At 45.4% G+C, this 14,884-nt stretch carries 13 protein-coding genes; 5 read left to right on the forward strand and 8 right to left on the reverse strand.

Features of this window, described 5'->3' with window-relative positions:
• Positions 1-12: 12 nt before the first annotated feature.
• Complete coding sequence (locus BK582_RS02685; RefSeq protein ID WP_078592852.1) at positions 13-861, reverse strand: patatin-like phospholipase family protein; 849 nt, start codon at positions 859-861, stop codon at positions 13-15.
• A gap of 40 nt (positions 862-901) precedes the next feature.
• Positions 902-1,219 carry a hypothetical protein gene (locus tag BK582_RS27595; protein ID WP_139368202.1) on the reverse strand — a complete coding sequence of 106 codons (318 nt, stop codon included), beginning with the start codon at positions 1,217-1,219 and terminating at the stop codon, positions 902-904.
• Between the two features lie 525 nt (positions 1,220-1,744).
• On the opposite strand from BK582_RS27595, the gene BK582_RS02695 reads away from it, so the two are divergent.
• The 3 genes from BK582_RS02695 (at position 1,745) to BK582_RS02705 (ending at position 5,486) form a co-directional block, all read left to right on the forward strand.
• Positions 1,745-3,136 (forward strand): C40 family peptidase, encoded by a 1,392-nt coding sequence (locus BK582_RS02695; RefSeq protein ID WP_078592854.1) that lies wholly within the window; start codon positions 1,745-1,747, stop codon positions 3,134-3,136.
• A gap of 299 nt (positions 3,137-3,435) precedes the next feature.
• Positions 3,436-4,275 (forward strand): alpha/beta fold hydrolase, encoded by an 840-nt coding sequence (locus BK582_RS02700; RefSeq protein ID WP_078592855.1) that lies wholly within the window; start codon positions 3,436-3,438, stop codon positions 4,273-4,275.
• Complete coding sequence (locus BK582_RS02705; RefSeq protein ID WP_078592856.1) at positions 4,275-5,486, forward strand: SpoIIE family protein phosphatase; 1,212 nt, start codon at positions 4,275-4,277, stop codon at positions 5,484-5,486. The genes BK582_RS02700 and BK582_RS02705 overlap by 1 nt, the downstream gene beginning before the upstream one ends.
• Positions 5,487-5,530: 44 nt before the next feature.
• Here BK582_RS02705 and BK582_RS02710 read toward each other — a convergent pair whose 3' ends face one another.
• Positions 5,531-5,842 (reverse strand): DUF3889 domain-containing protein, encoded by a 312-nt coding sequence (locus tag BK582_RS02710; RefSeq protein WP_078592857.1) that lies wholly within the window; start codon positions 5,840-5,842, stop codon positions 5,531-5,533.
• A gap of 214 nt (positions 5,843-6,056) precedes the next feature.
• Here BK582_RS02710 and BK582_RS02715 point away from each other — a divergent pair, with 214 nt between their 5' ends.
• On the forward strand, positions 6,057-8,186 hold the full coding sequence (locus BK582_RS02715) for a catalase (protein ID WP_078597760.1): 2,130 nt from the start codon (positions 6,057-6,059) through the stop codon (positions 8,184-8,186).
• A 344-nt stretch (positions 8,187-8,530) separates the two neighbouring features.
• Here BK582_RS02715 and BK582_RS28205 read toward each other — a convergent pair whose 3' ends face one another.
• Both BK582_RS28205 and BK582_RS28210 read right to left on the reverse strand, forming a co-directional pair.
• Positions 8,531-9,346: an MFS transporter gene (locus tag BK582_RS28205; RefSeq protein ID WP_338066794.1), complete on the reverse strand. Its 816-nt coding sequence runs from the start codon at positions 9,344-9,346 to the stop codon at positions 8,531-8,533.
• Positions 9,325-9,996 (reverse strand): MFS transporter, encoded by a 672-nt coding sequence (locus tag BK582_RS28210; RefSeq protein ID WP_338066795.1) that lies wholly within the window; start codon positions 9,994-9,996, stop codon positions 9,325-9,327. The genes BK582_RS28205 and BK582_RS28210 overlap by 22 nt, the downstream gene beginning before the upstream one ends.
• 142 nt (positions 9,997-10,138) lie before the next feature.
• On the opposite strand from BK582_RS28210, the gene BK582_RS26750 reads away from it, so the two are divergent.
• The gene (locus BK582_RS26750; RefSeq protein WP_169910780.1) at positions 10,139-10,798 is read left to right on the forward strand and encodes a TetR/AcrR family transcriptional regulator; all 660 of its coding nucleotides are present in this window, start codon (positions 10,139-10,141) and stop codon (positions 10,796-10,798) included.
• 271 nt (positions 10,799-11,069) lie between these two features.
• Here the strand turns inward: BK582_RS26750 and BK582_RS02730 are convergent, their stop codons facing one another.
• The 3 genes from BK582_RS02730 to BK582_RS02740 form a co-directional block, all read right to left on the reverse strand.
• Positions 11,070-12,704, reverse strand: coding sequence for a bifunctional metallophosphatase/5'-nucleotidase (locus BK582_RS02730; RefSeq protein ID WP_078592858.1), 1,635 nt, complete (start codon positions 12,702-12,704; stop codon positions 11,070-11,072).
• Between the two features lie 205 nt (positions 12,705-12,909).
• Positions 12,910-14,172, reverse strand: a complete 1,263-nt coding sequence (locus BK582_RS02735; RefSeq protein WP_169910783.1) for an ATP-binding protein — start codon at positions 14,170-14,172, stop codon at positions 12,910-12,912.
• Between the two features lie 218 nt (positions 14,173-14,390).
• Positions 14,391-14,807 carry a DoxX family protein gene (locus tag BK582_RS02740; protein WP_078592860.1) on the reverse strand — a complete coding sequence of 139 codons (417 nt, stop codon included), beginning with the start codon at positions 14,805-14,807 and terminating at the stop codon, positions 14,391-14,393.
• Positions 14,808-14,884 lie beyond the last annotated feature (77 nt).

The following is a 14,884-nucleotide window of genomic DNA, read 5'->3' on the forward strand; positions in this document are numbered from 1 at the left end:
CCTTGCTTTTTATTATGAAAGCCATTGTTTCAGCCGAATGACATTATTTTTCGCATCGTTATATCCAAGGTCATACAAACTGAGCAGCCTTGCTTCGTTACGTTCAAAACTGCTAACCGGAAGTTCCCTGGAGGGCTGAATGATAAATATGTTGCCGTTTTTCTGTTCTTTTTCAAGGAAACCGAGAGTTTCGTTATATGTAACTAGCCGCTTTCTGAACGACTCCGCTACAGCCGGATATTTTCGGTACAGCAGCCTCATAAGGCCAGAAGTTCTTCCCGGTTCAAGGCGTTTATTTTCCCCTTTTGTCAGCACTACTATATTTTTTTCATTCCCGTCTTCAATCGATTTTTTAACAGGGACCGGATCAACTAGTCCCCCGTCCAGAAGCATCCTTCCCTCATATTCAACAGGAGCTGCAATAAAGGGCAGTGAGCTTGAAGCCCGGATGATTTTCAGTATGTCCTTCCCGTGTTTTTCTTTATCATAATAGCGGGCCTCCCCCGTCTGGCAGTCCATCGTTGCGACGAGAAAACGCTCTTTTGACTCCCGAAACGCTTCGTAATCAAACGGAACGAGCTTATTTGGTATTTCATCAAATAAAAAATCCATACCGAACAGTTCTCTTTTAAAAATAAGGTTACGCCAGGACAGAAAGCGAGGATCGCTTGCCAGACCTACGTTCACCTCTTTGTTTCGTCCTTTCTGCCTCGACACATAGGATGCACCCATGCACGCTCCGGCGGAAACGCCGCTTACATAGCTGAAAAATAACTCATTTTCCAGGAAGTACTCCAGAACCCCTGCTGTATAGAGTCCCTTCATCCCTCCCCCTTCTAAAACAAGACCGCAATTATACATATCGTGACGTCCTTTTTCTGCAAATTTCCTTTAATCGATTTTAATTAAGTTTATCAGGTTTCACGTAAGGAGGGAAAGCTTTAGTGCCGGTTTTTTGGGGGGAGGTGGATATGCAGCTGGTTCGTTGATTGAAAACCTGTTTTCGTTCATTGAATATTGTTTTTCGTTCATTGACCAGCTTGTTTCGTTCTTTGAATAGCTGTTTTCGTTCATTGACCATCCAGTTTCGTTCATTGGTATCTTTTTCGTTCATTGACCAGCTTGTTTCGTTCATTGAATACCTGTTTTCGTTCATTGACCAGCTTGTTTCGTTCATTGAATACCTGTTTTCGTTCATTGACCAGCTTGTTTCGTTCATTGGTATCTTTTTCGTTCATTGACCAGCTTGTTTCGTTCATTGGATCAACGATACGTAGCTGTATCGCGCCGATTCAAAGGGTTATCACGCTAAACTCAGCAGTTATCGCGCCAAATCGTATAGTTATCACGCCAAACAATGATATTATCACGCGGAAACCTGCGAAAATCACCAACTCTAATTAATAAAAATCCTCTATCTAGAGAATTATTTGCTCCACCCTTAGTTAATCGCAAGTTTTAACCTTTTATTCCTCATCTGCCATGGTCATTCGCACAGGTCTCTGTTATTTGCACAACTCGAACCACTATTCGCTCATTTCCCTATACCATTCGCACAACTTCACGGGTGATTCGCACGACTCCAATGAGGTTACGCACAAGTCCTGATGAATTCTCCCCCCATAAATTTCCCCACAGGTCCTGTTGAATGCCACCACTCACACCCCCTCCCCTTTACAACTCTCCTTCACCGTTGATAGACTAATAGTAACTTACATATTTTTCAAAAAAGAGGTGATACCTTATGGCGCGAAGGCGGACAGCAGCCAGGAACAACGGGACGACATTTTTGATGGTTGGCGCACTTTTACTCATACTTGCTCTCCTCTTCAGACCGTGGGATTTTATTAATTTTACGAGTGACACTCCGACAACTGGCAATAACACCAGCGATACCCAACCAACAGAAACTGAAAATAAAATGAAGGAAATCTTTGCTGACAGGGATTACGGAGATCTGGACCAGGAAACAGAAGACATCCTGTCTGCAGCCAGCAGCCTCGAGGGCACTCCTTTCCAGTCCGGCGGTTCATCCCCTGAAGAAGGCTTTAATTCTTCCGGATTCACCCAGCACGTGTATGAGGAAACCACCGGTCTCCGTATGCCACGGATAGCCCAGCATCAAAATGAACTCGGTGAGCAAGTCACAGCCGAAGAGCTTTACCCTGGGGACCTCGTCTTTTTTGAAGCGAACACAATAATGAGCGGTATTTACTTAGGGCACGGAGAGTTTGTGACCGCCTCTCAAAGCAACGGGGTGGAGACACTGCGCCTGCAGGACGGGGGCTTCTGGACGGAAAACTTTACAGAGGGAAAACGACTCACAGAGGAGGAAAAAGCAGCCCTTCATCCTGACACATATATGGACCACAGCCACCCGGCAGTACGGCACGCAATGGAATATCTTGATATTCCATACGAATTCGGGGGCAATACTCTGGAAGCCTTCGATTGCTCGTTTTTTACCCAGCTCGTATTCCGTGAGAGCATGGACGTATACATTCCACGGGTTACTACTGATCAATACCTCATTGGCGAGGCCGTTGAACGTGAAGATCTTGAACCAGGAGACATCCTGTTTTTCTCCGGAATTGACCTGGAGGATGATGACCGGGGTAATGGAGAGATCACACATGCAGGCATATATCTCGGGGAGGGTCTGATGATCCATGCGAGCAGAACAGAAGCGAAAACCCAAATCTCTTATCTGAACGATTACTGGAACGACAACTACACAGGCGCCCGAAGATACGATAGCATGAGCCTCCAGGGCGAGCACCCTGTGGTCCAGGAGGCAGCCAGTCTTCTTTACACACCTTTTGAATCCGGCGGCACATCACCAGACGAAGGCTTCAACACATCCGGACTCGTTAAGTATGTCTACCGGGAAAGCCTCGGTATCGATCTCCCTGACACCGCGAACGCCCAGTTCGAAGCAGGAGAAAAAATAGAGCGGAGCGAGATGGAGATCGGCGACCTTGTCTTTTTCGAAGGTTCAAGCAGTTACCTGCCTGGTATTTACATCGGCCATGACCAGTTTATCATTGCTTCTGAGTCTTCAGGCGTAACAACCCGCCATCTGGATCATGATGACTTTTTCTCAGAGAGATTTGCCGGCGGCAGACGATATTATTGATGAAGAGCTCTTCCCTGAAGCAGGAGGTGCTCTTCGTTAGTTCCTGGGAATAAATGATTTGAATTCAGAATTATCGCTAGTACTAAATTTCCTTTTGAATTTCTGAAAAATTTACACACTTTTTCATCCTCCTTCCAGAAGAGGCTTTAAACTTGTTCTATCATGGAATTCCCACAATCCGCCAGTACCAATTTTCGCATTTTCCCACATAACTACTACTAAAATGCTATGATAGAATCAGCATATTTTTTAAACAAAAATGTTGAAAAAGTAAAAAAGCAGAAGGAGCTTTTAAATAAATGGATATATTAGCCCGAAATAACGTAAAAGTGAAAGGGCGCGGCACTGTGCCGATGCTTTTTGCTCCTGGCTTTGGCTGTGATCAGAATGTATGGAATACAGTAGCAGAGTCTTTTGAAGACAACTATAAAGTTATTTTATTTGATTATGTGGGCGCCGGGAATTCCGACCTGGCAGCATACAGCCCTGATAAATACAGCACTCTCGAAGGGTACGCGCAGGACGTCCTCGATGTGTGCGAAGCATTAAAGTTAGAGAATGTTATTTTAGTCGGACACTCTGTAGGAGGCATGATCGGAGCCCTCGCCTCTCTGGAAAAACCTGAATTGTTCTCCAGCCTCATCATGCTGGGGCCCTCTCCATGCTATCTGAACGACCCTCCTGAATATGCCGGTGGTTACGAAAAAGAGGAGCTTACAGGTCTGTTAGATTTGATGGAAAAGAATTATATTGGCTGGGCAAATATGTTTGCTGCCACTGTCATGGGCAATCCCCAGAGCCCCGAACTCTCCGCTGACCTTGAGGAACGGTTCTGTTCCACCGATCCGGTCATAGCGAGGCAGTTTGCTCAGGCGACCTTTTTTGCTGATAACAGGAAAGACCTTCCGAATATTACCGTGCCGTCACTTATCCTCCAGTGTACGGACGATGTAATCGCTTCTATGGAGGTAGGCCACTTTGTTCATGAAAACACTCCTCACAGCACGTTCAGAGTTATGGAAGCAACAGGGCACTGCCCGCACATGAGCCACCCTGAGGAAACGATCCGGTTAATCAGTGAATATTTGGCTGGAGATATGGCAAACTTTGAAAAAAAGAAAACAGGTGACCGGGTTTGATGGATGATCAGTTAAACTTTGCTCCATGCGGTTTTATTACGATGGATGAGGATGGAAACCTCATTTCTGTTAATGAGACATTACTTATTCTCCTCGACTATAGTGGGGAGAAGCTGAGCGGGAAGCATATCAACGAAATACTCTCTGTTCCTGCCCGTCTTTTTTTCCAGCTTTACTTCTGTCCTCTTATTAAAAAAGAAGAAAAAGTGGAAGAAATGTATCTCTCCTTAACAACCAGCAAAGGGGAAGAACTTCCTGTGCTTATTAATGCGCTGCGAAGGAATCGAAACAACGCCTCTGTGATCGATTGTGTTCTTATCCCCATGCGCAAACGGGACGAGTATGAAAACGAGCTGATCCAGGCGAAAAAAATGGCCGAGATCGCTCTCCTTGAAAAAGACAAAGCAGTCATCGAAATGGAGGATCTTCTGCAGAAGATCGAAGAACAGAGACAAGAGCTGATCACCCTTAACAGGGAAAACCAGCTGTATAAAGAAAATATGGAAAAAGAGCTTCAGCTGGCAAAGAATATTCAGGAAACATCATTAACAGAACCAATCAGTAATGAGGAACTGCAAATCGATGCTTACTATAAAGCTTCCAGCGAGCTTTCCGGAGATATCTACGGTTTTTACCAGATCAGCAGGACACAGTATGGCATTATTCTCCTCGACGTAATGGGGCACGGAATTTCCTCCTCCATGATTACTATGTCACTTCAGTCCCTGTTCCAGAGGCTGATTTCACGGGGCGTTACTGGAGAAAGGATCATGAAGGAACTTGATGCCCACCTCCATGAACTGTTCCGCAATAATGCAGACGCCTGGCATTACTGTACAGCAATTTATCTTTTTATCGATACGAAAAAACAAACCATTGAATATGTTAATGCAGGCCATCCTCCCGCACTTCTCCAGGCTCCAGATGGCATTCAGTACGAACTCATATCCACTACTCCTCCTCTCGGGGCGTTTGAAGGGATAACATTTGTAAAAAACTCGGTCGAATACTCAAGCGGCGGCCGCCTGCTCCTGTATACAGACGGAGTTACCGATCCCCTTGATGTCCAGCACCTTCCTGATCTTCTGATGAAACACCCTTCCGCTTCTCTTAAAGAGCTGAAAGGAAGCATTCTTCAGTCACTGGAGGAGACCGAAAGCAGCTACACTGAAAATGATGATAAATGCTTCATTTTAGTGGACCTGAAATAAAGAAGAAGCCGGGATGCTTTTACAGCATAACCCGGCTTTCCTGTTTACTGCCCCTTTTCCAGATGTATATCAATCAGCTCATCTTTTTTCATGTCCACAAGCACGTATGCTCTCACTTTACTTCCGTCTTCCAGTGTGAACAGAAAGTTAAACTGCTCCCGCACATCAGAAATCATTACTTTCCCCTGATAGTCATAATCCTTCACGTCCTCACCTGGATATTCTTCCATCATTCTTTCAATGGCAAGCTTCCCCCACTTCGCATATTCCGGATCCTGAGCCTGCGCAAAGTTTGCAGGCACCACTATACTTAAAAAAATAAGTAAGGTAAGTGCCCCCAGTATGTTTTTCTTCATCTTGTCATCCTCCTGTTAGTTAGTTGTAAAACGTGAACTAGTCCTGTTCACATCTATTTTTCTACTGGAAATTTAAAACATACATAAGTTCCTGATTTTTTCCAAGCCCGTGCAGCAACAGCATAAAATGCAACGGCCTGCCATACATATACGAGTAGAAGACATGTGCAGTGAGGGGGAAGGGAAACTGATGAAAGATAATAAACTGCCTAAAATGAGCACACCGCCGAAACAGCGGCCGCAGCAGAAAAAGCAGCAGCTGGAGCAGTTTACGGTAGATCATGAAGGGGAAAAGCTGACGACGAACCAGGGAGTGCCTGTTTCAAATGATGATGATTCTCTTAAAGCAGGTATCCGTGGACCCACGATTATGGAGGATTTTCATTTCCGTGAGAAAATGACTCATTTTGACCATGAGCGTATCCCCGAACGGGTCGTTCACGCCCGGGGGACTGGAGCTTACGGGTATTTTCAGGTGTATGAACCTTTAACGGAGCTGACGAGGGCTAAATTTCTTCAGGACCCGTCTGTAAAAACTCCGGTGTTTGTCCGTTTTTCAACTGTTGTTGGTTCACGGGGCTCCGCAGATACTGTACGGGATGTACGTGGTTTTGCCACGAAATTTTATACTGAAGAAGGTAATTATGACCTTGTGGCAAATAATATTCCGGTTTTTTTCATCCAGGATGCAATCAAATTCCCGGACGTTGTACATGCGATAAAACCAGAGCCCCATAATGAAATACCCCAGGCTTCCTCGGCTCACGATACATTCTGGGACTTTGTAGTGAATAACACGGAGATCGCCCATATGGTCATGTGGCTTCTGTCAGACAGAGCGATACCGAGAAGCTACCGGATGATGCAGGGGTTCGGCGTTCATACATTCAGACTTGTAAACGCCCAGGGGAAGGCCCGGTTCGTAAAATTTCATTTGACTCCTCTTCTCGGAATCCATTCTCTCGTATGGGATGAGGCTCAGAAGCTCGCAGGAAAAGATCCCGATTACCATAGGCGTGATCTTTGGGAAGCTATTGAAGCAGGCCATTTCCCTGAGTACGAATTCGGCATACAGATACTTGAAGAGGAAGATGAATTTAAATTTGATTTTGACATTCTTGATGCAACCAAGCTCTGGCCCGAGGAACTCATCCCTGTCAGGCCAATCGGCAAGCTGACCCTGAACAGGAACAACGACAATTTTTTTGCTGAAACAGAGCAGGCCGCTTTTCACACAGGAAATGTAGTGCCCGGTATTGATTTCACGAATGATCCTCTGCTCCAGGGGCGGCTGTTCTCCTACCTGGATACCCAGCTCATACGGTTAGGCGGGCCGAATTTCCACGAGATTCCGGTGAACCGGGCAATGACACGGGTGCGCAACAACCAGCGGGACGGCTATCACAGGATGACGATAGACCGTGGTGTCACGAGCTATCAGCCAAATTCCATGAGGGGGAATTATCCTCGTCCAGTCCCTCCGGAAAAGGGCGGGTATACGCATTACCAGGAAAAAGTGGAGGGTAAGAAAATTCAGGAACGGAGTCCAAGCTTTAAGGATCACTTCAGCCAGGCCCAGTTATTCTGGAACAGTATGTCACCAGCAGAGAAACGGCATATTGTAGAGGCGTTTCATTTTGAAGTTGGAAAAGTAGAACATATGGAGCTCCGCCAGCGAGTTGTAGATATGTTTAATCATGTTGACCACACACTTGCAAGGCAGATTGCAGCAGGAGTGGGCGCCGTACCGCCGGCAAGGCCCGCAGATAAAGGGATTACAGCAAAGTCCCCTGCTTTGAGCCAGGAGAATACGAATAAAACAGCAAGATCCCGGAGAGTTGCCATTTTGCTGGATCATGGCTGGAATGTGAACCAGCTGCGCCAGTTTACGGATGCGCTGAAAAAAGAAGGCGTATATCCTGATATCATCAGCAGAAGATTAGGCAAACTCGTGAGTGAGGACGGAAAGCATCAGATCGAGGCAGATAACAGCCTCACTACGGTGGAGTCCGTCATGTATGATGCTGTATTCGTACCGGGAGGGCGTAAAAGTGCCAGCAGCCTTGCCGGCGATGGAGAAGCGCTTCACTTTATTAACGAAGCTTTTAAGCACGCAAAAACAATTGGTGCAGTAAACGAAGGCGTTAACCTCCTGACTGCCTCGCAGATTCGCAATGCTATTATCGCCGGGGCGGAAAACCCGTCGCTTCCTATCTCCTCCCATGGAGTGGTGACAGTACGGAATGCGGGAAATCTGCGCGGTTTCAATAAATCCTTTATTCAGGCACTCGCCCAGCACCGGCACTGGGACAGGGAAAAACTCGCCGGCCAGGTGCCGGGGTGAGGAGTTAATTAGGTAGTTAGAAGTATGGCAAAGAAGGCTGCCTGTTAAAGGGCAGCCTCTTTTGCTTACTTATCAATGAATATTTCATTTTCGCAGGTTGGGACGTCAGTTTCGCTCGCAGGTTGGATTTTCGCACATTGAAACGCTGATTCCGTTCTTTGAAACTCTGGTTTCGTTCTTTGAACTCCTCATTTCGTACTTTACTTCTGATTCCGTTCAATGGTACCTGGTTTTTGTTCATAAAACCGCGGTTAATCGGATTACAACAAATAAACAATCAGTTGAGGGGATCTCAACTGACTGATTACACTGCATTAAAATAAATACACATCAATTTTTTGCAATTATGCTTCCTCCGAAGGTTTCGTTCTCCTGACGAGAAGCGCCAGGACTACTGTAGCTAGAGCCAAATAAAACCCTGTTGAAAAACTCTGCTGGGAACCGTAAGTAAGTGCCTCGATCATCATTTGTTCAGATGGATTTGCACTTCCTGTTCCGGCCAGGTAATTTTGCTGCCCTGTTTCCATTACCGAAATAAACAGTGCTGCTCCAATAGCCCCTGATACTTGCATTAATGTATTCATTATAGCTGTGCCATGGGGATATAGTTTTGCAGGAATCTGGTTCAGCCCATTTGTTTGTGCTGGCATCATGATCATCGCAACCGCAATCATGAGAATGGCCTGCTGGACGATAACAATCCAGGTCGGAATTCCCGGAACTGTATAACGGTATGTGAAGACAATAGCCGCTAAAATAATGGTCCCTGGAATTAATAAAGGCCGTGGCCCGAATCTGTCAAACAAGCGCCCCATAACGGGTGACATTGCTCCGTTTAACAGCCCTCCCGGCAGCATAACCAAACCTGCGGTTACAGCGCTGAATAACAGGGCTCCCTGCATATATATAGGCATGACGAGCATCATGGCAAACATCGTCATCATCACGAGCATTACCATTACGAGACCCAGTAAAAACATTGGATACCTGAACACCCGGATATCCAGTAATGGTGTGGCGATCTTCAACTGGCGCCAGCTGAACAAACCAAGTGATATAAAACCCACAATCAAAAAGGAGAATACCATCGGATCTGCAAAGCTGGCGTCTCCCTTACCAGCAGCACTGAAGCCATATACTATCCCGCCAAAGCCAAGCATGGATAAAACAAAGGAAAGGACATCGAGCTTTGGTTTTGACGTCTCAGAATATTCGTGAGCACCTTCATCCCAAAGAACAGAGATGCTAACGCAATAGGTAAAATAAAATAAAACAGCCATCGCCACGATAAATTCTCAACAATCAGGCCTGAAACAGTGGGACCGATTGCCGGTGCAAACATAATTACAAGCCCTACCATTCCCATAGCTGCTCCTCGTCTTTCAATTGGGATAACAGCGAGAATAACATTAATCAGGAGCGGAATCATGATTGCTGTACCAACTGCCTGTGTTAATCGGCCGGTTAAAAGAACAGCAAATACCGGACTGACACCCGATATGATAGTTCCCAGTGTAAACAGTGACATTGCTGTTATGAAAAGCTGACGTGTCGTAAACCGCTGCATAAAATAAGCAGAGACAGGTATTAACGTACCAATCACAAGCATATATCCAGTAACCAGCCACTGTGCGGTGCTTGATGCCACACCGAAATCCGCCATAATGGCGTTCAGGGCTACGTTTAAAATCGTTTCACTTAAAATGGCGACAAATGCGCCGGAAAGCAGAACTGCTAATATAGTAACCGGGTTCACCTTTGGTTTAACCGTTTCCTCAGCTGCTGCTTGATCTTGAGCTGTAATTGCCATAATCTTCTCCTCCAGTAAATCTCTTTATCAATACGAAACGGTATCGTTCCGCTGAATAATATTACCACCATGAATAACGAAACGCAACAGTATCGTATTTGTAACAAAGGAACCAGAGTGTTAAACTAAACACATAATAAAGGTGAAAATCAGAAAGGCGGTGCTTCTCCCTATGACGGTGCAAAATGAGCATCTGGAAGAAAGTAAACGAGGGAGACCCCTTGATTTGTCCCGCAACGAGGTCATTCTCTCCGCAGTATTAGAATTGCTGGCAGAGAACGGGTATGATGCGCTGACAATAGAGGCTGTTGCAGCAGAGGCAAAAGTAGGCAAGGCGACGATTTACAGACGCTGGCCCTCCAAAACAGAACTCGTCATTGATGCTGTTTCCATGATGAGTCCGTTTGGAGCACTTGAGGAGAACCTGAACACAAACGAGGGATTACGAGACCAGCTGGTCGAAATGCTTTCCTTCATTTTTAAGTGCGGCGATAAAAAATACCAGGACATTTTGACAGCGGTTTACTCCGCTGCTTCAACGAATGAACAATTAGATAAAGAGCTGAAAAACGATTTTTACCATCGCCACCGGAAAGCAGTAGAGTCGATAGTGATGCCTTTTATCAAGGAGAACTATGAGCTGCAGGCCCATGAACTGGACCTCCTTGCCGACATTGGGCCGGCCTTAATAACCTACCGAAGTATGTTAGGCGGTAAGCCCTTTGAGCGCGCGGAAGCAGAGCACATCGTTGATCTGTTAATGATGCCAGTCTTACAAAAAATGCTGGATGAAAATGAATAGCTGCCTTGAAATGCAAAAAACCAGGAGCCTCTGGCGGCGCCTGGTTTTATAATGTTTCTAATTAAACACAGCTTAGGTTGTGCGAGTGATGTTTTGAGTCGGACGATTGCCCCTTGATGTTGTGCAAACCAACACCATTGTTGTGTGAATCAACCTCAAAGTTGTGCGAACCACAATTAGAATCCAGCAGCCACACCTTCACCTTCAATAGATTCAACTTTTCACTTCTAGAAAAAAACCCTGCAGCTAAACAAGCTGCAGGGTACTACTTTTATTCACGTCCGGAATTTCCATTTTTTCCGGCATGGGCTGGCGGGCCAGCGTGTGCAGGTGCTCCTGAATGTGCCGGTGGTCCTGCATGTGCAGGCGGCCCTGGCTGAGGCGGTGCCTCTTCTGCCTCTTCCTCATATAACTCTACGCTGATACGTCCTTCACTCTCGTAATTAATATATTCTCCTGCTGCTGTAATGCTCTGGGCAAAGTCGATCATTGCGTTTGTCATAAATCCTGCGCTTGGCTGAATTACTTCTCCGACAAAGTCATAGCCTCCTCCGCCGGTAGCCGTATAGTCAGACACAGCGACACGGTACTTTTCCCCCATGTCCAGTGGTTCGCCATTCAATACGAGCTCCACATCAACCAGATTTCCTTCTTCATCCGTGAAAATTGTGTAATGAAGCCCGGAAGTCTGGAGGTCAATCTGATTCCTTCTGTTATAAGAATACTCAATGACATCTCTGATTGCCGCGCCTGTCATTTCCATTTCCATTACTTCATTGGCAAACGGTTCCACCGTATAAATGTCTCCTGCGGTAATCTCACCCGGCTCAATGTTTGCACGGATTCCCCCGTTATTCGTAAAGGCCATATCTGCCTGGACATATTCACGCATGGCGTCTGTCCAGAAGTTCCCTAATGGCGCGTCCTGCTCATAACGCTCATCCCGGCTAAGACCAGTTTCTGTATAGCCGATCACCTGGGCGAGAACCTCGTCCATTTCTGCATTATATTCGTCAATCATCGCCTGAATTTCAGCGTTTGTTTCCGTCAGCTCATCCACCGGCTGAAGGAACCCTTCCACATTAATAACATCCATCGTATCAGCGTCTATCTCAATAGAGAGATTGCCAATATTAGAAAGGTTAGCTCCAGTCTGTACGATTGGCGTTCCATTCACAACCACAGGTTCATGCAGGACTGTATGTGTATGCCCGCCGATAATTACGTCAAAAAACTCATCAAACTGTTCTGCAAGCTCACGATCAGCTCCATAACCGATATGCGTTAAACCAATAAGAACATCCACTTCGTCCCTTATATAAGCATACTCTTCCACTGTCTCAGCATACGGGTGGAACTCCAGACCGACGATTCCCGCAGGCGCTGTTGCTGGCGGTGTCTGTGTAAGAGCAAGAATTCCTACAGTAAACCCATCCATCTCCTGAATGAAGTAAGGCTCTGGCTGCTCAATTGGTATTTCTGAATCAACTACTTCCGTGTTTGCACTCAGCCATGGGAAATTCGCCAGTTCAACATTTCTTGCAAAAGCTTCCTGGCCGTAATCAAATTCATGATTGCCAATAACCATTGCGTCCAGATTCATTTCGTTAAGGATCCGGATAATCGGTTCCCCTTCCTGTAAATCAACTACAGGATTTCCGCTGAAAACATCTCCTGCGTCCAGATACAAGGAGAAGTCTGCCTCAGCACGTTCTGCTTCCATATAAGCAGCCACTTTGCCTAAACCATCAATAGATGAGTGAATATCATTCGTATGTAAAACTTTCAACAAGTAACTCTCTTCCTCTGCAGACACCTTCTCAAATGGCAGTGGCAGAAAAGATGAAACTATTAAACTTACAACGAGAAATACAGAGAAAAACTGTCTTTTAGTACCAGCAAACATGTAACCCCTCCAATTTTGTTTTCACAGTAACCGACAGAAAATTTCAAAATGCGCCAGTTTTCCCTATTCACTATAAAATTCAATAGCTAAAGTGTCCAGTGACCATCAGGTAGGTATTTACTCTCTATTTTTCTCCCTTTCCTTCCAGAAAAAGAAAAACTTGTCCACTACCGCTGACTGTACGGTCCCGAACAAGTTCAATTATTTATACACTTAAAGTTTTCGTTTTTTCGTGAGCAGGAAGGCGGATCTCCACCAAAGTACCTTTCCCCATCTCACTTTCAATAAAGAGCTGCCCTCCATGAGCTTCCACAATCCGCTGGGAAACAAGCATCCCGAGACCGTTCCCATCTTCCTTCGTTGTGTAAAAAGGCTGGCCGATTTTTTTCAGTACATCCTCCGGTATTCCGGGGCCTTCATCTTTAATCTTCAATGATATACCCGCTGGTGTGTTTTCTGCAGCCACCTGAATCTTCCCCCCTGCCGGCATAGCTTCCATTGAATTTTTCAGCAGGTTGATCATCACCTGCTTCAGCTGGTTTTCTTCACAGTTAATTACAGAGAGACCGTCCTCAAGGGATGCAGTTATCTCCACATTTTTCAGCAGCGCTTCCGGCTGGATAAAACTGATAATGTTACTAATAACAGGTCCTAAATCTTTTGAAGAGAAAGAGACTTTATGGGGCTTGGATAGTAAAAGGAACTCCCCTACTATTTCATTTATCCTCTCCAGCTCTTTCTCCATGATCTCGTAGTAATCTTTCTTTATGTCTGGCTTTGAAAGCTGCAAAAAGCCCTTCATGGAAGTCAGTGGATTCCTGATCTCATGGGCAACTCCAGCCGCCAGTTCCCCTACAGCATGTAATTTATCGGATTGGTACATCAAAGCTTCCAGTTTTCTGATTTCAGAAATATCTTTAATGATTTCAAAAACGCCTGCTACTTTATCATTAATTTTTATTGGGAGCATCTTTATGAGCACTTCAATCTCTTTCCCGGATTTATTCCTTGTAACCAGTGTGTATTGCTGAGGAGTTCCTTCCGCAGCAGCAAGAGTGTGATGAATTTTTTTGCTCATATCCTCCTCTTTTATAATGGTCGACCAGTCCAGGTGTTTCATTTCCTCTATTGTATAACCTGTCAGTTCACAAATAGCCGGATTGCCATCTATTAACTTCCCGCTAATGTCAAAAATTAATACCCCATCAATGTTCTGGTCAAAAAGAGAGTCATAAAGCAAGTCCGTCTCTCTCAAAAGGTTCTCGTTCCGTTCAGAAGCTTCTCCCGTCTCCGCGTCCTCGGATCGTACTGGAATCTGCCTTCCAAGGAGGACACCAGAAAGAAGAATGCACAATAAGATAACCGCAAAAAGGATTACACTTTCCCCGGTTTGATAAAATATGATCCCTGTGCCTGCAGCCACTATTGCCAGCAGAAATAGGGCAACCGAAATCAGTTTCCCGCTCATTGATATCCCCCTCTCCTCTTTGCGCGGAATTTCCCACATTTATAAACCCTTATTTTTCCAGCACCATCTATACAGGTTGATTATAACACGACAATTGACCAAGAAGTTACTTCTTTTTAACAAACTGTTGCCGAATCATTGAAGATCCCCAATCTAATACCTCTGGATACAGCAAAAAACCAGGCTCCGCAACAGAACCTGATCCTTGCAAAACTATATTACATTGTTCCAACAGCAGTTTCACTTTCTTTTTTCCCGCTGAACAGCAGCTGATCTGCAGAATACAGCTTACTTCCGTTAATAAACAGGTATACAGCCATAGCAAGGAGTGCCAGGTCGTATGCATAACCGCCTAAAAACCCTGCGGATAGCTGTACAGTAATGATTGCTCCAGCAAGGACAACTGCCAGCAATCCGGCAACGATGCGTGTAGCAAGCCCCAGAATCAACGCGATGCCTCCTGCGGTTTCAATAAGAACTACGGCATAAGCGAGAAATCCCGGCAGGCCGATACTGTCGAACCAGGCAGCTGTATTACCTACTCCTCCCTGGATTTTATCGAGACCGTGGGCAAGAAATACAACCCCTAAAACTACTCGTAAAATTACTGCTCCCATTTCATTTTTGTCAGCCATTATAATTCCTCCATTTATACATATTAATTTTTAGTTCTCTATTCACTTGCTGTAGAGCCCCAGCCTTGTTTTTGCTA

Origin of the sequence: Evansella clarkii (assembly GCF_002019695.1) — a bacterium.
Classification (GTDB): domain Bacteria; phylum Bacillota; class Bacilli; order Bacillales; family Salisediminibacteriaceae; genus Evansella; species Evansella clarkii.